24 protein-coding genes are annotated in these 24,148 nt (G+C 59.6%); 7 read left to right on the top strand and 17 right to left on the bottom strand.

The genetic code is table 11. The features are described 5' to 3' along the window. Positions 1-38: 38 nt before the first annotated feature. From Q0792_RS16550 to Q0792_RS16565, 4 genes are all read left to right on the top strand, one after another. On the top strand, positions 39-1,106 hold the full coding sequence (locus Q0792_RS16550) for an AI-2E family transporter (protein ID WP_298843302.1): 1,068 nt from the start codon (positions 39-41) through the stop codon (positions 1,104-1,106). A 1-nt stretch (position 1,107) separates the two neighbouring features. Beyond that, positions 1,108-1,788, top strand: coding sequence for a DnaA/Hda family protein (locus tag Q0792_RS16555; RefSeq protein ID WP_298843304.1), 681 nt, complete (start codon positions 1,108-1,110; stop codon positions 1,786-1,788). Positions 1,789-1,831: 43 nt separating this feature from the next. After that, positions 1,832-4,006 carry an RNA degradosome polyphosphate kinase gene (locus Q0792_RS16560; protein ID WP_298843307.1) on the top strand — a complete coding sequence of 725 codons (2,175 nt, stop codon included), beginning with the start codon at positions 1,832-1,834 and terminating at the stop codon, positions 4,004-4,006. Between the two features lie 84 nt (positions 4,007-4,090). Beyond that, the gene (locus Q0792_RS16565) at positions 4,091-5,659 is read left to right on the top strand and encodes a Ppx/GppA family phosphatase (RefSeq protein ID WP_298843310.1); all 1,569 of its coding nucleotides are present in this window, start codon (positions 4,091-4,093) and stop codon (positions 5,657-5,659) included. On the opposite strand, the gene Q0792_RS16570 is transcribed toward Q0792_RS16565, so the two are convergent. From Q0792_RS16570 to Q0792_RS16600, 7 genes are read right to left on the bottom strand one after another with little or no spacing between them, the layout of a single operon-like run. Beyond that, positions 5,656-6,012, bottom strand: a complete 357-nt coding sequence (locus Q0792_RS16570) for a hypothetical protein (protein ID WP_298843312.1) — start codon at positions 6,010-6,012, stop codon at positions 5,656-5,658. The genes Q0792_RS16565 and Q0792_RS16570 overlap by 4 nt on opposite strands. Before the next feature lie 19 nt (positions 6,013-6,031). Further along, positions 6,032-7,039 (bottom strand): endonuclease/exonuclease/phosphatase family protein, encoded by a 1,008-nt coding sequence (locus tag Q0792_RS16575; protein ID WP_298843314.1) that lies wholly within the window; start codon positions 7,037-7,039, stop codon positions 6,032-6,034. After that, the gene (locus tag Q0792_RS16580; protein ID WP_298843317.1) at positions 7,039-7,716 is read right to left on the bottom strand and encodes a molecular chaperone DjiA; all 678 of its coding nucleotides are present in this window, start codon (positions 7,714-7,716) and stop codon (positions 7,039-7,041) included. The genes Q0792_RS16575 and Q0792_RS16580 overlap by 1 nt, the downstream gene beginning before the upstream one ends. Positions 7,717-7,762: 46 nt before the next feature. Beyond that, positions 7,763-8,245 carry a GNAT family N-acetyltransferase gene (locus Q0792_RS16585; RefSeq protein ID WP_298843320.1) on the bottom strand — a complete coding sequence of 161 codons (483 nt, stop codon included), beginning with the start codon at positions 8,243-8,245 and terminating at the stop codon, positions 7,763-7,765. Continuing rightward, positions 8,242-8,856 (bottom strand): VOC family protein, encoded by a 615-nt coding sequence (locus Q0792_RS16590; RefSeq protein ID WP_298843323.1) that lies wholly within the window; start codon positions 8,854-8,856, stop codon positions 8,242-8,244. Before Q0792_RS16590 ends, Q0792_RS16585 begins: the two co-directional genes overlap by 4 nt. A gap of 9 nt (positions 8,857-8,865) precedes the next feature. Next, entirely contained in the window at positions 8,866-10,995 is a 2,130-nt protein-coding gene (gene scpA, locus Q0792_RS16595) for a methylmalonyl-CoA mutase (protein ID WP_298843326.1), read from the bottom strand. Continuing rightward, positions 10,958-11,893 carry a hypothetical protein gene (locus tag Q0792_RS16600; protein ID WP_298843329.1) on the bottom strand — a complete coding sequence of 312 codons (936 nt, stop codon included), beginning with the start codon at positions 11,891-11,893 and terminating at the stop codon, positions 10,958-10,960. The genes scpA and Q0792_RS16600 overlap by 38 nt, the downstream gene beginning before the upstream one ends. 164 nt (positions 11,894-12,057) lie before the next feature. On the opposite strand from Q0792_RS16600, the gene Q0792_RS16605 reads away from it, so the two are divergent. Then, positions 12,058-12,507, top strand: a complete 450-nt coding sequence (locus Q0792_RS16605; RefSeq protein ID WP_298843331.1) for a DUF4174 domain-containing protein — start codon at positions 12,058-12,060, stop codon at positions 12,505-12,507. Positions 12,508-12,563: 56 nt separating this feature from the next. Here the strand turns inward: Q0792_RS16605 and Q0792_RS16610 are convergent, their stop codons facing one another. From Q0792_RS16610 to Q0792_RS16645, 8 genes are all read right to left on the bottom strand, one after another. Beyond that, the gene (locus Q0792_RS16610) at positions 12,564-14,609 is read right to left on the bottom strand and encodes an acetyl/propionyl/methylcrotonyl-CoA carboxylase subunit alpha (RefSeq protein WP_298843336.1); all 2,046 of its coding nucleotides are present in this window, start codon (positions 14,607-14,609) and stop codon (positions 12,564-12,566) included. Between the two features lie 120 nt (positions 14,610-14,729). Then, a complete protein-coding gene (locus tag Q0792_RS16615) occupies positions 14,730-14,936 on the bottom strand; it encodes a hypothetical protein (protein WP_298843339.1) in 207 nt (68 codons plus the stop codon). 301 nt (positions 14,937-15,237) lie between these two features. Continuing rightward, positions 15,238-15,594 (bottom strand): hypothetical protein, encoded by a 357-nt coding sequence (locus Q0792_RS16620; RefSeq protein WP_298843341.1) that lies wholly within the window; start codon positions 15,592-15,594, stop codon positions 15,238-15,240. A gap of 63 nt (positions 15,595-15,657) precedes the next feature. After that, positions 15,658-15,798: a hypothetical protein gene (locus tag Q0792_RS16625; RefSeq protein WP_298843344.1), complete on the bottom strand. Its 141-nt coding sequence runs from the start codon at positions 15,796-15,798 to the stop codon at positions 15,658-15,660. Positions 15,799-16,009: 211 nt separating this feature from the next. Further along, entirely contained in the window at positions 16,010-16,399 is a 390-nt protein-coding gene (locus Q0792_RS16630) for a DUF6497 family protein (RefSeq protein WP_298843347.1), read from the bottom strand. Then, positions 16,396-16,794, bottom strand: a complete 399-nt coding sequence (locus tag Q0792_RS16635) for a cupin domain-containing protein (protein WP_298843350.1) — start codon at positions 16,792-16,794, stop codon at positions 16,396-16,398. The genes Q0792_RS16630 and Q0792_RS16635 overlap by 4 nt, the downstream gene beginning before the upstream one ends. Then, positions 16,791-17,186: a RidA family protein gene (locus Q0792_RS16640; RefSeq protein ID WP_298843352.1), complete on the bottom strand. Its 396-nt coding sequence runs from the start codon at positions 17,184-17,186 to the stop codon at positions 16,791-16,793. Before Q0792_RS16640 ends, Q0792_RS16635 begins: the two co-directional genes overlap by 4 nt. Beyond that, positions 17,183-18,715: an acyl-CoA carboxylase subunit beta gene (locus Q0792_RS16645; protein WP_298843355.1), complete on the bottom strand. Its 1,533-nt coding sequence runs from the start codon at positions 18,713-18,715 to the stop codon at positions 17,183-17,185. The genes Q0792_RS16640 and Q0792_RS16645 overlap by 4 nt, the downstream gene beginning before the upstream one ends. A 182-nt stretch (positions 18,716-18,897) precedes the next feature. Here Q0792_RS16645 and Q0792_RS16650 point away from each other — a divergent pair, with 182 nt between their 5' ends. Both Q0792_RS16650 and Q0792_RS16655 read left to right on the top strand, forming a co-directional pair. Continuing rightward, complete coding sequence (locus tag Q0792_RS16650; protein WP_298843358.1) at positions 18,898-20,118, top strand: multidrug effflux MFS transporter; 1,221 nt, start codon at positions 18,898-18,900, stop codon at positions 20,116-20,118. 116 nt (positions 20,119-20,234) lie between these two features. Then, positions 20,235-21,635, top strand: a complete 1,401-nt coding sequence (locus tag Q0792_RS16655) for a short-chain fatty acyl-CoA regulator family protein (protein WP_298843361.1) — start codon at positions 20,235-20,237, stop codon at positions 21,633-21,635. Positions 21,636-21,712: 77 nt separating this feature from the next. Here the strand turns inward: Q0792_RS16655 and Q0792_RS16660 are convergent, their stop codons facing one another. Beyond that, the gene (locus Q0792_RS16660) at positions 21,713-22,372 is read right to left on the bottom strand and encodes a thermonuclease family protein (protein WP_367276780.1); all 660 of its coding nucleotides are present in this window, start codon (positions 22,370-22,372) and stop codon (positions 21,713-21,715) included. Between the two features lie 91 nt (positions 22,373-22,463). After that, positions 22,464-24,122 (bottom strand): choline dehydrogenase, encoded by a 1,659-nt coding sequence (gene betA / locus Q0792_RS16665; RefSeq protein WP_298843847.1) that lies wholly within the window; start codon positions 24,120-24,122, stop codon positions 22,464-22,466. Between the last annotated feature and the right edge of the window lie 26 nt (positions 24,123-24,148).

A 24,148-nucleotide genomic window follows, 5' to 3' on the forward strand; every position in this document is an offset into this window, starting at 1 on the left:
TTGGGCAATGTGGAACCCTGAACAGATCGGAGACAGAAATGGCCCTGCCCGTAAGAGAACAGGTGATATGGTGGAGTACCGTTGCGGCGGTCTTTTTCATCCTGCTCTGGTTTCTGGGCCACGTGCTGCTGCCTTTTGTCCTCGGTGGCGCGATTGCCTATTTTCTGGATCCGGTCGCTGACCGTCTCGAACGGGTCGGACTGAGCCGCGTTGCCGCCACAGCCGTAATCACCATCGCCGGTGTGCTGATCTTTGTCGTTATGGCCCTGCTGATCGTTCCTACGCTGGTCAGCCAGGCACTGCAGCTTTTCGAGGTGGCGCCGGAATTTGCCCGGACCTTCACAGCCTGGCTCACCGAACGGTTCCCGACACTGCTGGACGAGGGTTCGACCGTGCGGCAATCGATCAACAGCGTTGCCGCAACAATCGAAAGCCGCGGGGCGCAGTTGCTGGAAACCGCGCTGACCTCTGCTGCGTCCCTGCTGAACGTCGTGGTTCTGTTGGTCGTGGTGCCGGTTGTCTCTGTATATCTGCTGCTGGACTGGGACCGGATGGTCGCGCGCATTGACCAGCTTTTGCCGCGTGATCATGCACCGGTAATCCGCCGGCTTGCCAGTGACATCGACAGTACACTGGCGGCATTCATCCGCGGCATGGGTACCGTTTGCCTGATCCTCGGGACTTACTACGCCGTGGCTCTCATGCTTGTCGGGCTGCAGTTCGGCCTGGTAGTCGGGTTCGTGGCCGGGCTTGTGACCTTCATTCCTTACCTCGGCGCTCTCATCGGCGGTGCGCTGGCCATCGGTCTCGCGCTCTTTCAGTTCTGGGGCGACTGGGTCAGCATCGGACTGGTTGGCGGTATATTTGTGATCGGTCAGGTGATCGAAGGCAACGTTCTGACTCCGAAACTGGTGGGCAGCTCGGTGGGTCTGCATCCGGTGTGGCTGATCTTTGCCCTTTCCGTCTTTGGCGCGCTCTTTGGTTTTGTCGGCATGCTGGTCGCGGTTCCGGTTGCGGCAGCCCTGGGTGTCATTACGCGGTTTGGTGTCGAAAAATACCAGAGTTCCCTGCTTTACCGCGGCAGATCCGGACAGGACGACAGCTGACATGGCCGAACAGCTCGGATTTGACCTGCCCGGTGTACCGGCGCTGGGACGCGCGGACTTTCTGGTGGCGCCCTCAAACGCTGTCGCCATCGCAATGATCGAAGGCTGGCAGGGCTGGTCCGGGCGCAAGCTGCTGCTCTCCGGACCGGAGGGATCGGGAAAGACGCATCTGACCCAGGTCTGGGCCGGACTGTCCGGCGCGCAGGTCGTCGCGGCCCAGGACCTTGCCGCAGCAGATGTACCGTTACTGGCCACAGGACATATTGCCGTCGAGGATGTTCATCTGCTCTCCGGCAATTCTGCCGAACAGACCGCACTGTTTCATCTGCACAACATGGTGCTTGCAGAGGGCAACAGCCTGCTCCTGACAGGCTGCGGCGCACCTGCGCACTGGGGAATTGACCTGCCCGATCTCGCCAGTCGCCTGGCAGGCACCACTGTGGCGCAGCTGGAGCCACCTGATGACGCGCTGCTGGCCGCGCTGCTGGCAAAGCTTTTTTCCGACCGCCAGCTTTCTCCGAAACCTGAGGTCATCTCCTATCTGGTCCGCCGCATTGATCGGTCCTTTGCCGGTGCCAGGGAAATAGTCGCAGCGCTGGATGCCGCATCACTTGCCCGCAAATGCGCTGTTACACGCGGACTTGCAGCCACGTTACTGGACAAAGGTGGTCCCTCCGGCTGAAACCTGTCACTGTGACGTTACACATTTCACGCACAAGGCCCGCATGACCCACGCCGATTTTCTGTCAGCTGATTTCCCCGCACCCGTATCCGTTCCGGAGCTTGACCCATGCAGCAAAGCGCGGTTCTTCAATCGCGAACTCAGCTGGCTCGGGTTCAACTGGCGCGTGGTCGAAGAGGCAGAGAACCCCAGGGTTCCGTTGCTCGAACGCCTGCGTTTTCTGTCGATTTCAGCCAATAACCTGGATGAATTCTACACCGTCCGCGTCGCAGGTCTGAGGGAACTTGCCCATGCGGGAAATACGACGCCGGGCGCCGACGGTCTGACCCCGGCAGAGCAACTGGTGCTGATTGACCAGAATGCCCGCAGCCTGATGGAAACACAGCAGAAAGTCCTGGTAACGCTGCTGACGGAAATGGAAGAACAGAATATCTCCGTTCTGCGCAACGGTGATCTGTCTGACGAGGAAAGGGTTTACCTTGAGGACGTGTTCCTGACACAGGTCTTTGCCGTTCTGTCACCTCTGGCGATTGACCCCGCCCACCCTTTTCCGTTTATCCCCAACACAGGCTATGCGCTGGCGCTGCAGCTTGAACGGATTTCTGACAAGCGGCCCCTGCAGGCGCTTCTGCCAATTCCGGCCCAGATCGACCGCTTTATCGCACTTCCCGCACCAGAGGGGCACCACCGTTTTCTGCCGCTGGAAGAACTGCTGGTGATGAATGTTCAGGGGCTGTTCCCGGGTTATCGCCTGATGGATCACTTTGAATTCCGGGTGCTGCGGGACAGCGATCTTGAAGTCGAGGAAGAGGCCGAGGACCTTGTGCGCGAGTTCGAGGTAGCTCTGAAACGCCGGCGCCGTGGCGAGGTCGTGCGGCTGACCCACTCTGCGGGTGCTCCCACGAAACTCAAGGCCGTGATCATGGAAGAGCTTGGCGTTGGCGCCGAGGAAGTCATCGAGATTGATGGCATGATCGGGTCGGCAGATCTCAGCGAACTGGTGCTCGACAGCCGCCCGGACCTTCTGTGGCCCAGCTTTACGCCGCGGGTACCGGAGCGGGTCACTGACTTTGACGGGGACATGCTCGCCGCGATCCGCAACAAGGATATGCTGCTGCATCACCCCTATGAGACCTTCGATATGGTTGTGCGCTTTCTGCAACAGGCAGCGCGCGACCCCAAGGTCGTTGCCATCAAGCAGACGCTGTACAGAACTTCACGCGACAGCCCGATCGTCGAAGCGCTCTGTGAAGCCGCCGAAGAGGGCAAATCGGTCACGGCACTGGTAGAGCTCAAAGCACGCTTTGACGAGGCCGCCAATATACGCCAGTCCCGGCGCCTTGAACGCGCGGGCGCACATGTGGTCTATGGTTTTCTTGATCTGAAAACCCACGCAAAGATCTCGACTGTGGTGCGTCGCGAAGGCAATCAGCTGATTACCTACACGCACTATGGCACAGGCAATTACCACCCGATCACCGCACGGGTTTATACCGATCTGTCCTTTTTCACCTGCGACACACGCCTTGGCCGTGACGCCACGAAAGTGTTCAATTACCTTTCCGGATACGCCCAGCCTGAACAGCTGGACAACCTCGCGATCTCGCCGATATCGCTGAAAACGCGCCTGCTTGAACTGATAGCAGCCGAAGCAGAGCACGCGCGGGTCGGAAAGCCAGCCGTCATCTGGGCCAAGATGAACTCGCTCATCGACAGCGAAGTAATCGATGCGCTCTATGCTGCCAGCCAGGCCGGCGTCAGCATAAGCCTGGTAATCCGGGGCATCTGTGGTCTGCGACCGGGCATCAGCGGTCTGAGCGAAAACATCCGCGTAAAGTCTATCGTCGGCCGGTTCCTCGAGCATTCACGCATCGTGTGTTTTGGCAACGGCGCGGGCCTGCCACATAAAAAAGCGCGCGTATTTATCTCTTCTGCGGACTGGATGGGACGCAATCTGAACCGCCGCGTTGAAACGCTTGTCGAGATCGACAATGCTACGGTCAAAGCGCAGATTGTTGGCCAGATCATGGCGGCCAATCTGGCAGATGTCGCACAGAGCTGGGTCATGAACCCGGATGGTACCTTTATCCGCCCCCCCCTGCAGGAGGGAACCTTTGCCTTTAACTGTCACCGGTTTTTTATGGAAAACCCCTCGCTTTCCGGGCGGGGGTCGGCCGGCGCATCAGATGTTCCCAAACTGACACATACCGAAGACTGACAGGCTTTTTGCCGCGTCCCGTCAGCACCGCATTGACCCAGGCCACGATTTTGCACAGGGTGTCGGCGAAGCTGCGGACACTCTATGAATCAGCACCCGGATACCCCCGCCCCCGTCGCGCAGGATGCGGCACACCCGGACGCGGGGCTTTTCGGCCGTCCGCTTTTTGAGGATCCGAGCGCCCGCGCACTCTCGCGTGTTGGTGTTGTTGACGTCGGATCAAACTCGGTGCGCCTCGTGGTTTTCGATGGCGCCGCCCGGTCACCTGCCTATTTCTACAACGAGAAGATAATGTGTGCGCTTGGCGCGGGCCTGTCTGAATCCGGTGTTCTGAACCCCGAAGGCCGCCTGCGTGCGCTCAGTGCGCTGCGCAGGTTCCAGCACCTGGCGCAGGGCATGGGACTGCCTGCGCTGACGGTTGTGGCCACGGCGGCAGTGCGGGATGCCAGCGACGGTGCGGACTTCTGCGAAGAAGTCAGACGCGAGACCGGCCTGCGGATCTGGGTGATCGACGGGGAAGAAGAAGCCCGTCTTTCAGCTCAGGGCGTCCTGCTGGGCTGGCCGGGGTCTTATGGCCTTGTGTGCGATATCGGCGGCTCGTCGATGGAACTGGCCGAAATCAGCGGTGGCCGCGTCGGCAAACGGATGACATCTTCGCTGGGGCCGCTGAAACTGCGGGATATCTCCGGCGGACGCAAAGGGCGCGAACGACACATTCGCGAGACCCTGGAAAAAATGCGCGACGTCATGGGCGACCAGCGTGACCGGTTGTTCCTTGTGGGTGGTTCCTGGCGGGCGATTGCGCGGATCGACATGCACCGGCGCGGGTATCCGCTGCACGTTCTGCATGAGTACCGGATGACCGCCCGCAGCGTAACCGCAACCGTAAAATATATACAAAGCGCCGATCTGTCCGAACTGCGCAGTGCCTGCGGTATTTCCTCTGCGCGGATGAGCCTTGTGCCTCTGGCGGCTGAGGTTCTCAAGCGGCTGGTGCGCACGTTTCGCCCCAAGGACATCGCACTGTCCAGCTATGGTATCCGCGAAGGCATGCTGTACGAGCAGATGCCGCAGCGGTTGCGCGACCGTGATCCGCTGATCGAAGCCTGCCGGTTCGCCGAAGCCAAGGATGCGCGGATGCCCGGTTTCGGCAAACTGCTCTACGCCTTTATCCATCCGCTTTTCCGCAATGTTCCGGAGGCGCGCCGCAGACTGATCAAAGCTGCGTGCCTGTTGCACGATGTTAGCTGGCGTGCCCATCCCGATTACCGTGCAGAGACCTGTTTTGACAACGCGACCCGCGCCAATCTGGGTGGCCTGAAGCACTCCGAGCGGGTATTTCTGGGGCTCGCACTGCTGCACCGCTATTCCAATAAACGCGAAGGCACGCGGTTTGAGAACCTCTATGAGCTGATCGACGAGAAAACGCGGCTGGATGCCGAGATTCTGGGCAAGGCCATGCGCTTTGGCGCCATGCTGTGGATGACCCAGGATGCCGAACGGGGAACGCTGCGGTGGTACCCCAAAAAGAGACTGCTGGAACTGCGCCTGACCGAAGACATGGTGCCCCTTTTCGGCGAGGTCGCAGAAGCGCGCCTGATGTCACTGGCCGCATCGCTTCAGGCATCTGTGGAAATCAGGCGGAAGCGCTAGAGGTCGATCGACGGAGGCATGGTTTCGTCATCCTCCGGCTTCGGGATTTCCGGAGCCGCCGGTTTGCGCCGGATGATGATATCGCCATTGTCCAGAATTTCGGGGGCTTCATAGACAGACCAGTCCTCGACCTGCCGCATCAGATCAGTCAGCGCGGGGCCCATCTGTGCCATGAAATCTGAAAGCCCTTCGAGAGCAGGTTCCGCCTCCAGCAACAGACCTTCCAGAAACTGTTGCAGACCCCGCTCCATCATTGAGGGCGGTCCCTGTTCTTCTGCCTGTGCCGGGAGCGCCGTCAGCGCAGCGGCGAAAATGATCGCATTCATCTGTGACATAGCGCCAGCATACAGCATCTGCCGCGATTCTCCGATGTCAGATGTCCAGATCAAGCGTCACCGGAAAATGGTCAGAGGCCGTAACCAGTGCCTCGCGCAGTTTGGGGTCGGCCCAGCACTCAGGATCGTCCAGTGGATGCCATATGCGCCAGACAGGCGCGTTATCACGCAGGCTGCCGGACACCATGATATAATCCAGCAGTGCCTGAAGGTACCTTTTTTCCTTTTTGATCCAGAACCTTGACGTGGTAGGCCGGGCACCGAAACGCTGAGACAACGCCTGGGCCGCGTGTGGGTCAAAAAGCGGCAGTCCTCCGTCCTGCCCCAGAACAATTTCGACAGAAGAGCGACCGAACAGACCTTCGAATTCATCAAGGCCGGGACCATCGTTGAGATCGCCCATAACCACAAGCGGGACTCCACCGTCCAGCACCTGGTCAACTCTGGCGCGCAGCCAGATCGCCTGCGCGAGTTGCTTGCGGCGGTTGGCAATGGCCATGCGCATCACATCCGCATCGCTCCTGGCACCATGTGGCGCTTTTGATTTCAGGTGCGCGCCGATCATATGGATGGCCGTCCCGGCGCGGGTCACGACATCCAGTTCCAGCGGCGGTTTGGAAAAACGTACATTGTCCCGCGTCGCATCCACGTCAAGATCAATGCCGAAAACACCGTCAAACCGGGGAACTGCATCTGTGCCGGCGCGGGGCGCGTGACGGACCTGCAGCATCTGCGGATCATAAAGCAACGCGATTTCCTGGCGCGTATCGTTCGAAAATCCGGTCAGCGCCTCGCAGGTCCTGAGCTCATAATGTGCCGCAAAATTTTCCAGCGCGGCAACCGCATTTCGCCGCCCGCCCGTATCGGGTGCCTCGATAACCATCACGGCATCGGCATCCATCGCGCGGAAAACTTTACCCAGAGCATCTGCCTGTGCACCCCGGGTCACCTTGTAGCGCGCGGACCAGTCGCCGTCGGGCACCAGTTGATTGTCATCATTAAAAAGAGTGTTGAACCATTCAACATTATAGGTGGCGACGCGCATCAGCCGCGGCCTTCGATTTCTTCCCAGGCCAGATTGATGTCCGCCATCCTTTTTTGCGCCAGTTGCACGGCCTCTTCGGGAACACCGCGCGCAATCATCGCGTCGGGATGGTTCTCCCGTACCAGTCGCCGCCAGGCCCTGCGTATTTCTTCCTTGGATGTTCCCGGTGCGACGCCCAGAACCGTATAGGGATCCAGCGGTGCGTCTGGGACAAAACGCATTCTCAGCGCATTGAATTCGGTCTCGGGCAGACCGAAAATTTCGGTTACCCGTTCCAGGAATGCGTTCTCGTTGGGATGGTAGAACCCGTCGGCCATGGCAATGTGGAAAAGCCCTTCCAGCAGGTCCCGGAGCGTGTCCGGCTCGGCGCTGAACATTGCGCTGATCCGCGCGGCATAATCCTCGAACCCTGCGACGTCCTGCCGGGCCAGATTGAAAACACGCGCAGCCCCCTGTTCATCGCGCGACGCGATATGGAAGACCTCGCGGAATGCCGTCACTTCGTCCCGCGTGACATGCCCGTCGGCCTTGGCCATTTTGGCCCCCAGCGCGATAACGGCAATCGCAAAAGCCACCGACCGCTCGGGCGGACTGCGCAGACGGTCGAAAACAGCAGACAGCCCCTCGCCGGCTGTCAGTGCTGAGAGTGCGTCAGTGATGCGGGACCAGATCGACATGAGGCGCATCTTATCTGCTGCGCCAGGGTATGTCAGGCCGTCAACGTTACGCGGCGAGAATTTTCTGCATCAGCACAAGATCCAGCCAGACATCGTTTTTCCGACCAACTTCCGGCATCCGGGCGACCTCGGAATACCCTTCACGGCTGTGAAAGGCGATTGCCCTGTGATTGGTCGCACTGATCCCGGCAACCATCGCATGCGCACCCTGCCGGGCAGCGGCGCTTTCGCCCGCGATCAGAAGTTCTCTGGCGATACCGGTTCCTGCGGCTGTCGGAACCACAAGGATCGTGTGTTCAACAGTCGCAACATAACCAGGGCCGGACCGGAACGGACCAAAGGTCATAAAGCCTGCAAAACCGCCATCCTTTTCGGCCACCAGGAATGCGCCCTGTCGCGCGGCACAGATCTGCTGTATTTCCCCGGTTGTCTTTTGCTCGGTCGTGAACGTGTTGAGCGTTTCGCGGATCATGTGGTTCCACAGCGCCGCAATATCTGGCGCATCACCCGGTTGCGGCGACCTGATCATGAGGCCAGTGTTCTGGCGCCACCGGGGGTGGCAAAATCAGCATACAGCCCAACAGATCCGACCTGAAATGCAATGCGGTCATCGTCCAGGTGCGGTGCGAGGGCTGCGGCCAGGTCATCTGCACTGGGATGCTGTATCGTAAGGCGCCGCAACCGCACACCAACCGGTTTCAGCCGTTGCGCCGGGTGAACCGGTGTCTGCCACTCGATCAGTGCCGGCGCACAATTGTCAAAAGGCAGACGACCGTCAGCAGGCACGGCCATTGTCCAGCGAAGATCGCCTCTTTTCAGTTTCACCGGTGCGCCGGGGTCAAACGACAGCGCATCCAGCCCGGCTCTCATATCGTCGCATCGGCAGATCCAGTTTGTCAGACGCGCCGATCCCGAAAAACGGTCCAGATCAAACCATCTGGGGCGGTCGGGTGCAGGTGCGGCGGGGTTCGTTGCGATGGCCTCGAGGTAGAGACCGTCCTCAAGCCCCAGAAGCGTGTTGTGTGTGAAAAACACATCATGCTGCCCACCGGGCTGCATGCGCACGCCCAGCGCCTCTTCGACATGCGCCGTGGCCTCTTCGAGAGTGAGACCGGACACGGCAAGATGGTCAAGCAGCACAGGCGCGCCTCAGGATCTGGCGTCCCGGATCAGCCGCAGGATGTCCTGTGCTGCCTCGGGGATGTTGGTGCCGGGACCAAAGATCGCTTTAACGCCTGCATCGTAGAGGAACTGATAATCCTGCTGCGGAATGACACCCCCGCAGATCACGAGAATATCTCCGGCACCGGCGGCCTCCAGTGCTTTGACGAGCTGCGGTGCAAGGGTTTTGTGGCCGGCGGCCTGACTGCTGATCCCGATCACATGCACGTCGTTGTCGACCGCATCCTGTGCGGCTTCTTCCGGTGTCTGAAAGAGCGGTCCGACGTCAACGTCAAAACCAATGTCAGCAAAAGCCGTCGCAATGACCTTGGCGCCCCTGTCATGACCATCCTGGCCCATTTTGACCACCAGCATACGGGGTCGTCGGCCCTCTTCCTGAGCGAAATCCTCAACGGACTTCTGGATGGCGGCGAACCCTTCATCACCTTCGTATGCCGCACCGTAAACACCGGCCAGTGTTTTGACCTCGGCACGGTGGCGGCCGAATACTTTTTCCATTGCCATGCTGATTTCTCCAACTGTTGCCCTTGCGCGTGCTGCTTCCACCGCAGCCTCCAGCAGGTTTCCACCTTCAGCAGCCCGGCGGCCCAGTTCTTCCAGCGCCGCGTCGCAGGCCGCGGCATCCCGTGTGCCGCGCACCTGGTCCAGACGCGCAATCTGGCTCTTGCGAACGGCAGCGTTATCGATATCGAGAATGTCGATCGGATCTTCCTTGTCGCGACGGTATTTGTTGACCCCTACGATCACTTCAGTGCCCCGGTCAATATTCGCCTGACGGGTCGCCGCGGCCTCTTCAATCCTCAGCTTGGGCATTCCCGATGCGACCGCTTTGGTCATGCCGCCCATGTCCTCAACTTCTTCGATCAGTTTCCAGGCTGCCTCTGCGAGATCGGCTGTAAGCTTTTCGACATAATAGGACCCTGCCAGCGGATCGACGACATTGGTCACCCCGGTCTCTTCCTGAAGAATAAGCTGCGTATTCCGCGCAATCCGGCTCGAAAATTCTGTCGGCAGGGCAATCGCTTCGTCCAGTGCATTGGTGTGGAGCGACTGGGTTCCGCCCAGCACCGCGCTCATTGCCTCATACGCGGTACGCACAACGTTGTTGTACGGGTCCTGTTCCTGCAGCGAGACGCCCGATGTCTGACAATGGGTCCGCAACATCGAGGATCTGGGATTTTTCGGACTGAACTCGGACATGATCCGGCTCCAGAGCAGCCGGGCGGCCCGCAGTTTGGCGGCTTCCATGAAAAAATTCATGCCGATGGCAAAGAAAAAGCTCAGCCGTCCGGCAAATTTGTCCACATCCATGCCGCGCTCAATGGCTGCGCGCACATATTCGCGCCCGTCCGCCAGTGTAAAGGCCAGCTCCTGTACCAGGTTCGCGCCCGCCTCCTGCATGTGATACCCGGAGATCGAAATCGAATTGAATTTCGGCATCTCGTTTGACGTATATTCAATGATGTCGGCGATGATCCGCATCGATGGCTCCGGCGGATAGACATAGGTGTTGCGCACCATGAATTCCTTGAGGATGTCGTTCTGGATCGTACCCGACAGCACAGAGCGGTCATGGCCCTGCTCTTCGCCTGCGACAATGAAATTCGCGAGGATCGGAATAACGGCACCGTTCATGGTCATCGACACCGACACTTTGTCCAGCGGGATCCCGTCAAAGAGGATTTTCATATCCTCAATGCTGTCGATGGCGACGCCGGCTTTGCCCACATCGCCGACCACGCGCTCGTGATCGCTGTCATAACCGCGATGCGTTGCCAGATCGAAGGCAACGGAAACACCCTGCTGACCATTTGCCAGCGCCTGACGATAAAAAGCGTTGCTTTCTTCTGCCGTCGAGAAACCGGCGTACTGCCGGATCGTCCAGGGCCGGCCCGCATACATGGTCGCCTTTACGCCACGGGTGTAGGGCGCTGCACCCGGGATGGTACCCAGATGTTCAAGCCCGGCCACGTCTTCTTCGGTATAGACCGGTTGCACCTCGATGCCTTCGAGGGTTTTCCATGTCAGGTCTTCAACAGGCCGGCCGCGCAGTTCGGCTTCAGCCAGGGCGCGCCATTCGTCCTTTTTCGTGCTCATCTGTGTGTCCTTCCATCCTCGCCCCGGCCGGCTGCGTTTGCGCAGCTCTTGTCCGGGCGTCGTCCTCTGTCAGCGTGGCAAGACCATCCGCACCGGCGGTCAGCCACATAATATCATCCGCATAAAGCTCGCGCAGTGCGGCGTGTTGTTCATTGTCGAACGGGTTCCAGCGCCCCATGCCAAAAGGAAGCTGACCAGTGTTCGCACCATTGTCCTGCAGGGCTCTGCGCAGTTCCGGCAGAGCCGGCGCGCGGTTCAGCCACTGACGGCATGTCTCGCGTGGCGCATTAATCTGTGCACCTGCAGAAAGCAGCGCGTCCGGTCGTCCCGCAAACTGCTCGGCCGGTAATACACGCAGCGGTACACCCGGCAGGGCATGGGAAATATCGGTGATCACATCCCGCCACCCCCGCACAGACTGCGCAATGCGCTGAAGGTCATTCTGTCCGGGCATGGGCTGACCACACGCAATTCCAGCGGCCAGGACAGAGCACCACCACAGATCAAGGCTGCGCACCGACAGCATGACCGCCGATACCTGGCCTTCAAAGGCCTCCGCGCACCTGGAAATCCGCTCTCCGACATCAGGATAGAGCGCACAGGCGCTTATATTCTGCGCGATACTTCCCATCATGTTCTGATCGCTTATGACCAGATGCGATGTCCCACTGCCGCGGGCTTCGTCCAGCATCTGACGGATATGATCTGCCGCCGGCGCCTGCCGCGCGGGCTTCGGCTGTTCCGATGGGAGCAGCCCCGCGGACAGCTCCCGGCGTGCAGGCCCCGGTCCCCGGAATGCAACACCAGCTTGCGCCAGCGGCTCGCAATGGCGGCGCATGTAGTCCTGGAAACCGGTTGTTGCGGTGCGGTGTGCACCCGGATGCAGTGTCACGTCCATGTTGATTTTGCCAGCTGTGCAAGGGCCGCAAGGAACGGCAGATGTGTCGGAACCGCCATATTCATACCCGATAAACCCTTGCTGCAGATTTAATGGGAAAATTGCCGCCCTTGCCCATCGCAACGCGCACAGGCAGGATTATATAGAGAACAGCAGGAGGAACGATGAAAGCAATACTACCCCTTGTTCTCACTGGCATTTTTGCCTTTGCAGGACCTTTGTCAGCAAACGGGGATCCCGAAGAGAATCCCCTGTTTTTCACCATGGATGAGGTCAATTTGAGCCAATTCCAGTGGAAAAACCGACCTGTGGTCGTATTCGCTGATACGGAAAACGACCCTGCTTTCATCGAGCAGATGGAATTGCTGCGCGCCCGCCCGGATGCGCTGCGCGAGCGGGATGTGGTGGTTATCACCGACACAGACCCTGCCGCGCGCTCGGATATCCGCATCAGACTGCGCCCGCGCGGGTTCATGCTGGCTATTCTGGGCAAGGATGGCGGCGTCAAACTGCGAAAACCATTTCCATGGGATGTGCGGGAAATCTCGCGCAGCATCGACAAGATGCCAGTGCGGCAGCGTGAAATCCGCGCGCGCAAAGAAGAGATCCGCTGACACGCCGGGATCCGGGGCTCCGGCAGGCTTATGAAAGCACTTCCCTGCACTGCGGGTTATTCAAACTCCATGATCACGTCATCGACGGCGAGGCTGTCGCCAGCGCCCGCGTTGACTTTGGACACCACGCCCTTGCGCTCGGCCCGCAGGATGTTTTCCATTTTCATCGCCTCGATGGTACAGAGCGCCTGACCCTCCTGAACCTCGTCGCCCACAGCCACGCTGACGGACACAACAAGACCGGGCATCGGACAAAGCAGCATCTTTGACGTATCGGGTGGCAGCTTTTCGGGCATTTTGCGTGCCAGCTCGGCCTGACGGGGCGTGCGGACATGCACTTTCAGGTCAGCGCCCCGGGTCCGGATCCGGAAGCCACCACTGATCTTGCCGACTTTCAGCACGAGCGGGCTGTTATCAACAGTCATCTCTGCCAGCTGATCGCCCGGTGTCCAGTCGCCGGAAACCTTCAGCCCGCCGCCATCGGCAAACCGTACCGTCGAGCCATCAGACTTTGCGTCGATCACCACATCAAAGGACTGGCCACTCAGTCGAACGTTCCAGTCATCACCAACCGTGCGTTCATGATTGTCCATGCGGCCCGATACACGGGCACGGCGCACTTCGGCCACGCGGTGCATCGCAGCGCAGGCGGCGGCAATGCGGCGCAACTCTCTTTCGGGTAGCTCCACACCTTCGAAACCGTCGGGATATTCCTCGGCAATAAAGGCCGTGGTCATATCGCCCGAGACGAATTTCGGATGATCCATAACCGCCGACAGGAATGGCAGATTGTGCCCAATGCCCTCGACCTCAAAACTGTCGAGCGCCACACGCATCTTTTCAATGGCTTCAGCACGGGTCGGCGCCCAGGTGCAGAGCTTGGCAATCATCGGGTCGTAATACATGCTGATCTCACCGCCTTCGTAGACGCCGGTATCATTACGCACGGCCATGTCACCGGCAGGCGCATCTCCCTGCCATGTGCCCTTTTCCAGCAACGGTCCTGCGGCGACCTCTGAGGGAGGGCGATAGCGCGTCAGACGCCCGATCGACGGCAGGAAGCCACGGTAGGGATCCTCGGCATAAAGCCGGTTTTCAATGGCCCAGCCCGTAAGGGTGACATCCTTCTGACCGATCGAGAGTTTTTCGCCGTTGGCCACGCGGATCATCTGTTCGACAAGGTCAACACCTGTGATCAGCTCGGTTACGGGGTGTTCCACCTGCAGACGCGTGTTCATCTCCAGAAAATAAAAGTTCTTGTCGCCATCCACGATGAACTCGACCGTTCCGGCAGACGTGTATCCCACCGCCTGTGCCAGAGCGACGGCCTGCTCGCCCATCGCCCTGCGGGTTGCTTCATCAAGGAAAGGGCTCGGGGCTTCCTCGACAACCTTCTGGTTCCGCCGCTGGATCGAGCACTCCCGCTCGCCCAGATAAATGCCGTTGCCATGCGCATCACAGAGCACCTGGATTTCAATGTGACGCGGCTGGGTCACAAACTTTTCGATAAAGATCCGGTCATCACCAAAGGAATTCGCCGCTTCGTTCTTGGAAGACTGGAACCCTTCGCGGGCTTCTTCGTCATTCCAGGCGATCCGCATCCCCTTGCCGCCGCCGCCGGCGGAGGCCTTGAGCATCACCGGATAGCCGATCTCGGTCGAGATCTTTACGGCTTCATCTGCGTCTCCGATCAGCCCCATATACCCGGGCACCGTCGAGACGCCGGCCTCCTGGGCAATCTTCTTTGAGGTAATCTTGTCTCCCATCTTTTCGATGGCACCCTTGGGTGGCCCGACAAAAGCGACACCCGCCGCATCCAGAGCCTCAGCGAATTTCGCGTTCTCAGACAGAAAACCGTATCCGGGATGAACGGCCCCGGCCCCGCTGTCCTTGATGGCCTGCATCACCTGATCAATCACAATATAGGACTGATTGGCAGGCGGCGGGCCGATATGCACCGCCTCGTCTGCCATCTGCACATGCAGCGCCTGTTTGTCGGCGTCTGAATAGACTGCAACCGTAGTGATGCCCATCTTGCGGGCGGTTTTGATAACACGGCAGGCGATTTCGCCCCGGTTGGCAATCAGGATCTTTTTGAACATCAGATGTCCCTTTTCGATTGTGCAGAGAAATTGGCCTGTGCCCGGCAAGCGGACACGCGAAAGCCGCGCATGGTAACCACACGCGGCCTGTCAGAATCTGGTCTCAGCCGGTCTGAGGTGTCAGTAACATTTGCCGGGATTGAGCTGGCAATAGGCAACGTTGCCCGCTGCGCCGATGGCTGCGCCCTGAAGCGCGCTGCCGCCGGTGATAACGGCCGCACCTGCACCGATAGCGCCACCGCCGATGGCCTGGTCACCGACGGTCTGGCCGCAGGCCGCGAGCGACACGCAGGCCGCGATGGAAAGAATGAGTGTTCTGATGGGCATGATTGTGCTCCTTTTATCTCTCGCTCCGACAGATAAACGCCGGAGCGCTGCTCGGGTTCCCTCAACACGGGATTGTGACACCGCTCCCCCGGCGCGAAAAAGGCGGACAGTACATGGCGCTTAGCGCCGTACTGTCCGCCAGGGGAAGGGGTACGAAGTTTGTACACGGCCGCGCTGCGGGGATACTCGCCTGCGACCGATGGATCAGCAATACGCGCGGGGGTTGAATCGCTCAAGCGGTACGACGGCCGCTTCGCACAATGAGCCATAACCCGCCCGTTGACAGCAACAGGTGGCAAAATCATGCCGATCCCTCCCCGAAAACTTCAGGAAAAGACACCCGCGCGACGGACACATCAATGACCAGCAAAGCTTCATAGCTTTCAGGATCAAAAGGATCCTCAGCCGGAATGACCTCCCGGCCAAACAGCCAGGACAACCGGCCTGCGTCGAGATTACCCCGCTCAAACGGCGCATCGCCGAAATGTTCCCAGAGGGCCTGAAAAAACGCCGCATCCGCACGACGATCCGCAGGCTTCCGGTCGCGGAAGCGCTCGCGCGATACCAGCCGCGTTACGCCACGCGGGTTGAAACGTCTGAGGGTGAACTGATAATCGGTGCCGGCCAGACGGCCGGGAAAACCCTTGTGTTTCAGCACGCTGGCACCCCGCAGGCTGAAACCGGGTTCGGAGCAGACCTGCTGGTCTGCCCCGCAGAGCTCTTACTTGAACTTGCCGGTGTAGGTCGGCTCGGTCGAGATCGGCTCAGGGTCGACCACAACGAATTCTTCCTGCTCCTGCGCGCAGGCCGCCACGAAGGCCGCCGCGCAGAGGACTGCCAGTATTCTGATGCTCTTCGACATCTCTGTCTCCTGTCTTTTTTGCTTTGCTGCCCCGGCGCCGGAAACCGGCCCTCACAGCTGTTGACTGCAGGCGTATGTCCCACACGCCCGCCCGCCAGGATACAACAACGCACCCGTGAATGATACGCGGGCAAAAGGACTGAGCGGATTTGTGACCCGAAAGACTCAACAGAGTCGCAGCGCCGTACATCAGCGGGAATACCAGAGTGCCTCACCATGGATCCTCCCAGATACAGGTGCCTGATGAAACACGAAAAGCATCGACATACTGGGTGACGCTGTCGTCGGTAGCACCGAAAGGCGCCGGCTGGTCAAGCATGGCGACAGACACAACATCAGCCGTCAGCCGGTGCTCGGCCATGTAAGGCAACGCGACGTTCGTGCACAGATGCTCAAAGTCAGCCTCTGCCTGAGCAAAGGTCACGGTACCGCCGGCGCGCGCAATGGCAGGCGCCAGAAACCTGAAACGCAGCCAGGCGTCATCGCCCACCTGATCGATCAGCACCTCAAACAGTTCCACCGCCTGGCCGGACGGCAGGTCACCGGCGATCCGCAAAACGCTGTCAGCAATGGCCGGCCGGTTTTGCAGCGCAACACTCACGGAGCAGCCTCATCTTTTGTATCGAAGGTGGCCGGTGCGGTGATCTCAATCAGTTCAAGATCATCAGAATGCCGTACCTCACGGTGCCTGATCCCGGGCGGCTGCAGAACGCAGGACCCTTCCCGCAACACGTGCTCGCCACTGTCTTCATACTCAAACACAACCCAGCCGCGGGTGACATAAACCATCTGAAAATCCAAATCATGGCTGTGCCAGGCCGCCGGACTTTCCATACCCGGAACTGCGCGGATCACGTGCGCCCCATATGCGCCGCCGGTAGCATCACGAATTCCCAGATCCCGGTATTCAAAGAACGGTCGCAGCCCTGCCCCCTCAAACCGTCCCTCATCGGCATGAGCAATTGTGAACGCCTGGTTTTTCCAGAGCTTGGTCACACCGGCCTCCGGCGTGCCACGCAATCGATCTCGACCAGCGCCCCGACGGCCAGCGCCGTGACACCCACTGTGGTGCGCGCGGGCAGGCGGTCTGCAGGGAAAAAGCTCTTATACGTGTCATTAAAGGCTGCGTAGTCCCGCCCGAACTCCGTCAGAAAACAGCGGCACTGCACCACGTCACTGAGATCAAGACCGAGACCGCGCAGAACTGTCTCGAGGTTCTGCATCACCTGTTGCGTCTGGGCCGCGACACCCTCGGGCAGGGCCGCGTCTGGCGCGCCGGGCACGGTTGGCATCTGGCCGGTCAGAATAACCCAGCCGTCCGCTTCGACCGCATGTGAAAACGGCGCCACATGTTCCGGCGCGTCTGATATGTTGTGAAATTCGGTCACAGCGGAATGTTGTCGTGCTTTTTCCACGGCAACTGCGTCTGCTTATTGCGCAGAGACGCAAAGGCCCGCGCAATCCGCTTGCGGGTGGTGCGCGGCATGATCACCTCGTCCACAAAACCGCGTTCTGCTGCGACGAAAGGATTGGCAAAGCGTTCTTCGTAATCTGCCGTGTGTTTGGCGATCCTGTCAGCATCGCCCAGGTCAGCGCGGTGGATAATCTCCGTCGCCCCTTTCGCCCCCATGACCGCGATCTCGGCCGTTGGCCAGGCATAGTTGAAGTCTGAGCGCAGGTGCTTGGATGACATCACAACATAGGCACCACCATATGCCTTGCGCGTAATGACAGTGACCATCGGAACTGTGGCTTCCCCATAAGCATAAAGCAGTTTGGCACCATGTTTGATCACGCCGCCGTATTCCTGACTGGTACCCGGCAGAAAGCCCGGTACGTCGATCAGTGTCAGGATCGGAATTTCAAAGGCGTCACAGAACCGGACGAAACGCGCGGCTTTGCGCGAACTGTCGATATCAAGACAGCCAGCCAGCACCATCGGCTGGTTGGCAACCACACCCACTGTACGACCTTCGAGACGGATAAACCCGGTGACAATATTTTTGGCGAACTCTTCCTGGATTTCATAAAAATCGCCCTCATCCGCGAGCTTGAGGATCAGCTCTTTCATGTCATAGGGCGTATTGGGGTTTTCCGGCACAAGCGTGTCCAGGGATGGTTCAATCCGGTCAGGTGAGTCGAAAAACGGACGGACAGGTGGCTTTTCACGGTTGTTGGCAGGCAGGAAATCGACCAGGCGACGCACTTCGGCGAGTGCCTCGACATCGTTTTCAAAAGCCGCATCCGCCACGGAGGATTTTCGGGTGTGCGTGCCCGCGCCACCAAGCTCTTCGGCCGTTACCTGCTCGTTGGTCACCGTTTTCACCACATCAGGGCCAGTCACAAACATATAGGAACTGTCTTTGACCATAAAAATAAAGTCTGTCATGGCGGGCGAATAGACCGCTCCGCCGGCACAGGGCCCCATGATCACGCTGATCTGCGGCACAACACCGGACGCGGTAATGTTGCGCTGGAAGACCTCGCCATACCCCGCCAGAGAGTCCACACCCTCCTGGATACGTGCGCCGCCGGAGTCGTTGATTCCGATTATCGGGGCGCCGTTCTGAACAGCCATATCCATGATTTTGCAGATTTTGCGCGCATGGGTTTCGGACACTGACCCACCCAGAACGGTAAAGTCCTGACTGAACACATAGACAAGACGCCCGTTGATTGTGCCCCAGCCCGCAACCACGCCGTCGCCCGCCGGCTTCTGGTTTTCCATGCCGAACTCGGTGCAGCGGTGGGTAACGAACATATCAAATTCTTCGAAGCTGCCTTCGTCCAGCAACAGATCGACGCGCTCGCGCGCCGTCAGCTTGCCACGTCCATGCTGTGCATCAATGCGCTTTTGCCCACCACCGAGGCGCGCTGTCTCGCGGCGCTCTTCGAGTTGACCCAGAATGTCTTTCATAGCCTGCCCCTTGCTGTGACTGGTGGCACCATATACGAGCGAACATTGTGATCGAAGGAAAAAGTCGCATATTTGCAAATCCTTTCCACTGTTATTTGTGCAAATTGCAAATCAGTAAATATGCGGGCTGTGCATACCTGATATGCATGGACATCATTGAAGTCGGTGCCTAGGTTTCGGTGATGCAGAAAGAGCCTGTGATCCGGTTTCTGGACCGGACGACCCCTCCGCACATTACGACACTGATCCTGCTTGCGGGCATGTCGGCAATTGTCATGAACATGTTCCTGCCAAGTCTTCCGAAGATGACGGAGCATTTCCAGACCGATTATGGCGTCATGCAGTTGTCAGTGGCCCTGTATCTGGGCGTGAGCGGCGTTCTGCAGGTGTTTATCGGTCCGATCTCGGACAAGTACGGACGACGGCCTGTCATCCTTGGTGGTCTCGCTGTCTTTCTGCTGGCCACGCTGGGATGTATCTTTGCGCCCACCGTTGAGATTTTCCTGTTTTTCCGGATGTGCCAGGCTGTCGTGGCAACCGCTATGGTGCTGAGCCGCGCAGCAGTGCGTGACATGTTTGATCAGGACCGCGCGGCCTCCATGATCGGATACGTTACGATGGGCATGGCGATCGTGCCCATGGTCAGCCCGATGCTGGGAGGCGTGCTGGATGAGTACTTTGGCTGGAAAGCCAATTTCTGGGCGCTGTTGCTGATGGGGTCTCTGACGCTCTGGCTGGCCTGGGCAGACCAGGGCGAAACTGCACAGGCAAGTGGAAAAACACTGCTGGAGCAGTTCGGCGAATACCCTGAGCTTCTGACATCGCCGCGTTTCTGGGGATATTCACTGGCCGCCGGCTTCTGCTCCGGTGCATTCTTCGCCTACCTCGGCGGGGGTCCTTTTGTTGGCTCGGTCGTTTTCGGCCTGTCACCGGTCTGGGTAGGATTCCTGTTCGGCGCACCTGCAATCGGGTACTTTTTCGGCAATATGTTCACAGGCATGCTGGCTCAGCGCGTGGGCCTGAACCGGCTCGTTCTGATCGGATGCCTGATCAATGCAGGTGGCACAATTCTGTCCTTGGGTATATTTCTGGCCGGGTACGGCACTGCTTTCAGTTTCTTTGGCCTGATGACGTTCGTAGGGCTGGGCAACGGACTGGTAATCCCGAATGCGACGGCAGGTCTGCTCTCGGTGCGGCCTCATCTTGCGGGCACCGCATCCGGCCTCGGAGGCGCAATCATGATCGGTGGAGGCGCCGCGCTGAGCGCACTGGCAGGTGCTTTGCTCGGGCCCGAAACCGGGGCATTGCCACTGCTGTTTATCATGACCGGTACAGCACTGGCCGCTGTTGCCTCCATCCTCGCGGTTTACGCCCGCGAAAGACGGCTTGGAAAAAGCGCCTGAGCACTGCGGCGTTAGTGCATCGTTAACCATGTTGAGCGACCTTGCCCAGGTGGGTTTGCAAAGCTAGCGTGGGCGAATCTGCAAAGCTGCAAACTCTGGAACGAAAGCCTGCCCCTATGGCCAGTCAGAAACTTTACGCCGGCGCGAAACTGCGCGAAGTCCGGACCCGGATCGGGCACACGCAAAAGGATTTCGCAGCACGTCTGGGGGTTTCGCTCCCGTATCTGAATCAGATGGAAAACAACAACCGTCCGGTGTCGACCACGGTTGTTCTGTCTCTGGCGCAGGAATTCGGACTTGATGTCACTGAGCTCAGCGAGGGTGACAGCGAACGTCTGGTCAGTGACATGCGCGAAGCCGTCGCCGACCCGCTTTTTGCCGATGCACCGCCACCGGTCGCGGACCTGCGGCTGGCGGCCTCCAATGCTCCGGCTTTTGCCCATGCATTTCTGGAACTGCACCGCAGCTACAGGCAGATGCAGGAGCGTCTTGCGTCACTTGACGAGGCACTGGGGCGCGAAGACGCACGGGCAACGCCCAGCCCATGGGAAGAGGTGCGGGATTTCTTTCATTACTGCGACAATTACATTGATGCAGTCGACCGCGCAGCCGAGCATTTCACCGGCAAGGAAGGTCACCACCGCAATATCAGAGTCGCAGCAGTCGCAACTCTGGGCAACAGCGGCGTCACAGTAGAATTTGCCGACACCGATCAGCTCAGACATCTGGATGAGGAGACCGGCGTTCTGACACTGTCGAAGCGGGCGCCACCGGAAAGCCAGACCTTTCAGCTGTTGTTACAGGTGGCACTGGTGAAACAGGACGCCCTGCTTGAGGCCACGCTGGATCTGGCCAAATTCCACTCCCGCGAGGCACGTGCCATCGCCAAAATCGGACTGGCCAACTACTTCGCCGGGGCCGCGCTGATGCCCTATGTCGAATTTCAGAAAGTTGCGCGCGAATGCCGGCACGACCTGGAGGTGCTTGCAGGACACTTCGGCGCGTCGGTCGAGCAGGTCGCACACCGGCTGTCGACACTGCAGCGTCCGGGGGCCAAAGGCATTCCCTTTTTCTTTGTGCGGGTCGATCAGGCAGGGACGATCACCAAACGCCACTCCGCAACGCGCCTTCAGTTTGCACGCTTTGGCGGCGCCTGCCCCCTCTGGAACGTACACCGTGCGTTTGAACTGCCCGGGCAGTTTCTGCGCCAGCTGGCGGAAACACCTGACGGTGTGCGTTACATCAGTCTGGCGCGCGATGTCTCAAAACACGCCGGCCGGTATGGCGCGCCGGTGCGCCGGTATGCCATAGCGCTGGGATGCGAGGTCAAACATGCGGATGAACTGATCTATGCGGATGGCATGGACACCAGCCGCGATGCCGCATTCGAGCCCATCGGAATTTCCTGCCGGATCTGCGAACGGACAAACTGTCATCAGCGCGCGGTTCCCCCACTGGAGCGTCCCCTGATCGTCGATCCCAATCAACGCGGTGTGCTGCCTTATCGGGTCGGCTGAATGCCGGCCCGGGCGGACCAGGTCGGGCGCGTGGTTCCGCAGCGCCGGGCACCACCGGCTGTCAGCTGGATATCAGATCAGCGGCGCGCGGCGCGCCAGCCGGCGCTGACCGCCTCCTGAGCTGTGCAGAACCAGCGCTCGCCGTTTTCCGGCCGGATACCGGTGCGTTCGTAGTGGCGCTGGCCTGGCACGTGAAAAATGCGCTCGCCCTTGGATGAGATATTGCCTTTGATCCTGCAGCTGCGATCCGGTGGAATACGCCCGACAGCGCGCGTTTCGCGATACTGCGAGGGCGACTGGACCCGGCTGGCATGAAGCCCGGCATCGCGCACTGCAGCACCCTTTTCTGTCAGGTCATAATCCATCGAATAGCGGCGAAAGGCGAAAGCCAGACCATCGTGAACCAGCGCCTCTCCGATATCCTGACCATCTGTGAAACAGATTGCGACGATCCGGCCATATCTGTCGCGGTCCGTTTCTTCGCAGGTTGTCTGCCTGCCCTCATAACGCGCGCGAACCGTCTCACTGACCCATGCGCCACAATCCCAGCGCTGTCCCTGTTCGGTTTTACAGGTCTGATCCTGTTCAGGTGCGTCGATGCCATGCAGGCGCACACGCGTGTCGCCCACATCAAAGGTATCGCCGTCAATCACACGTACGGTACCGCTGACGCCAGCCATGACTGACACCCCGCTCACCACAACCGCAAAGACGGTTGCGAGTACAAAAAGATCCACTCTACCCACCCTGGCAATATGAGGTGCGGCATCTGCGGCCACAACCGTATTCACCAGGTCTGGTTAAGCGGTTCTCACTGCACCGCGTGTCTCAGCGTTGCGCATGCTCCCATTCCGGATGCACCCAGGGGATGTCATTGGCGCGGGCCAGCGGGTTCCGTCCGAGCAGGTGGTCGGATACCTTCTCACCGGTCATGATCGACGGGGCATTGAGGTTGCCGTTCGTGATCCGCGGAAAGATACTGCTGTCTGCAACACGCAGAGCGTCAACGCCAATAACCCGCGCCTCGGGATCGACAACAGATCCCGGATCATCAGGGCGTCCCATCCGACAGGTCCCGCAGGGGTGATAGGCGCTCTCGGCATGTTCCCGGATCACATCGTCCAGTTCATCGTCCGTGCGGGCCGCTGCACCTGGCTGGATTTCATGCTTCACGAATGGCCGGAAAGCATCCTGCGCGAAAATTTCCCGGGTCAGACGGATGCAACGGCGAAAATCGACCCAGTCCTGATCTGTGGACATATAATTGAACAAAATACGTGGTGCATCCGCGGGGTCGGCCGACCGGAGCGACACCGCGCCCCGCGACGGAGACCGCATCGGCCCGGTATGAGCCTGAAATCCATGTCCTTCCGCCGCAGCCTGACCATCGTATCGCACGGCCATGGGCAGGAAATGGTACTGGATGTCCGGATAGGGAATGCCCGCACGGGACCGGATGAAGGCTGCACTTTCGAACTGGTTCGATGCCCCCATGCCGGTTTTGGTGAAAAGCCATTGCGCGCCGATCACTGCCTTCGACACCAGGTTCCAGTGTTTGTAGAGGGTGATCGGCTGACTGGCCGCCATCTGAATGTACATTTCCAGATGGTCCTGCAGGTTCTGCCCCACGCCCGGCCTGTCAGCGATCAGGTCAATCCCGTGCTCTGCAAGATGCGCGGCGGGGCCAATACCGGACAGCATCAGCAGTTTGGGAGAGTTGATCGAAGACGCCGCCAGAACCACCTCGCGGCGCGCGCGGATGACCTCGGACCGGCCGCCGCGCCGGAAACGCACACCCGTTGCGCGGCCGTCAGTGATTTCGACCTTCTCAGCCAGACCGCGGACGAGTGTACAATTCGGCCGCCGCAGTGCCGGATGCAGATAGGCATTTGCTGCAGACCAGCGCCGGCCTTTCCAGACCGTCTGCTCCATCGGGCCAAAGCCTTCCTGCTGATGACCGTTGTAGTCCTCTGTGACCTCATATCCGGCCTGGGCGCCTGCATCCACAAAGGCCTGGTAAAGCGGGTTACGGCGCGGTCCCCGCGTAACGTGCAGTGGACCATCCGTGCCGCGCCAGGCAGGGTCCCCCCCATGGCCGCCATCGTGCCAGTTTTCCATGCGCCGGTAGTAGGGAAGAACATCGGCATAGGACCAGCCTTCAGCACCCTCCTCTGCCCAATGGTCGAAATCCATGGCGTGACCGCGCACATAGACCATCCCGTTGATGCTCGATGAGCCGCCGACCACCTTGCCACGGGGACAGGCCAGACGCCGTCCGCCCAGATGCGGCTCAGGCTCAGACCGATAGCCCCAGTCGTATCGCTTCATGTTCATCGGATACGACAGCGCTGCAGGCATCTGGATAAACGGGCCCACATCCGTGCCGCCAAACTCGATCACTATCACCGAGGCCCCGGCCTCGCTGAGCCGGTAGGCCATGGCGCAACCCGCACTTCCGGCGCCAACAATTACAAAATCCGCTTCCATCTTCATTCCGTCGTTCTGAATTTGCC

The organism is uncultured Roseobacter sp. (assembly GCF_947495025.1).
Taxonomy (GTDB): domain Bacteria; phylum Pseudomonadota; class Alphaproteobacteria; order Rhodobacterales; family Rhodobacteraceae; genus Roseobacter.

Coding starts and splice junctions, on each gene's coding strand:
- Q0792_RS16550 (WP_298843302.1), top strand. CDS start 39: ATGGCCCTGCCCGTAAGAGAACAGGTGATATGGTGGAGTACCGTTGCG.
- Q0792_RS16555 (WP_298843304.1), top strand. CDS start 1,108: ATGGCCGAACAGCTCGGATTTGACCTGCCCGGTGTACCGGCGCTGGGA.
- Q0792_RS16560 (WP_298843307.1), top strand. CDS start 1,832: ATGACCCACGCCGATTTTCTGTCAGCTGATTTCCCCGCACCCGTATCC.
- Q0792_RS16565 (WP_298843310.1), top strand. CDS start 4,091: ATGAATCAGCACCCGGATACCCCCGCCCCCGTCGCGCAGGATGCGGCA.
- Q0792_RS16570 (WP_298843312.1), bottom strand. CDS start 6,012: ATGCTGTATGCTGGCGCTATGTCACAGATGAATGCGATCATTTTCGCC.
- Q0792_RS16575 (WP_298843314.1), bottom strand. CDS start 7,039: ATGCGCGTCGCCACCTATAATGTTGAATGGTTCAACACTCTTTTTAAT.
- Q0792_RS16580 (WP_298843317.1), bottom strand. CDS start 7,716: ATGTCGATCTGGTCCCGCATCACTGACGCACTCTCAGCACTGACAGCC.
- Q0792_RS16585 (WP_298843320.1), bottom strand. CDS start 8,245: ATGATCAGGTCGCCGCAACCGGGTGATGCGCCAGATATTGCGGCGCTG.
- scpA (WP_298843326.1), bottom strand. CDS start 10,995: ATGAGCACGAAAAAGGACGAATGGCGCGCCCTGGCTGAAGCCGAACTG.
- Q0792_RS16600 (WP_298843329.1), bottom strand. CDS start 11,893: ATGGACGTGACACTGCATCCGGGTGCACACCGCACCGCAACAACCGGT.
- Q0792_RS16605 (WP_298843331.1), top strand. CDS start 12,058: ATGAAAGCAATACTACCCCTTGTTCTCACTGGCATTTTTGCCTTTGCA.
- Q0792_RS16610 (WP_298843336.1), bottom strand. CDS start 14,609: ATGTTCAAAAAGATCCTGATTGCCAACCGGGGCGAAATCGCCTGCCGT.
- Q0792_RS16615 (WP_298843339.1), bottom strand. CDS start 14,936: ATGCCCATCAGAACACTCATTCTTTCCATCGCGGCCTGCGTGTCGCTC.
- Q0792_RS16625 (WP_298843344.1), bottom strand. CDS start 15,798: ATGTCGAAGAGCATCAGAATACTGGCAGTCCTCTGCGCGGCGGCCTTC.
- Q0792_RS16645 (WP_298843355.1), bottom strand. CDS start 18,715: ATGAAAGACATTCTGGGTCAACTCGAAGAGCGCCGCGAGACAGCGCGC.
- Q0792_RS16650 (WP_298843358.1), top strand. CDS start 18,898: ATGCAGAAAGAGCCTGTGATCCGGTTTCTGGACCGGACGACCCCTCCG.
- Q0792_RS16655 (WP_298843361.1), top strand. CDS start 20,235: ATGGCCAGTCAGAAACTTTACGCCGGCGCGAAACTGCGCGAAGTCCGG.
- betA (WP_298843847.1), bottom strand. CDS start 24,122: ATGGAAGCGGATTTTGTAATTGTTGGCGCCGGAAGTGCGGGTTGCGCC.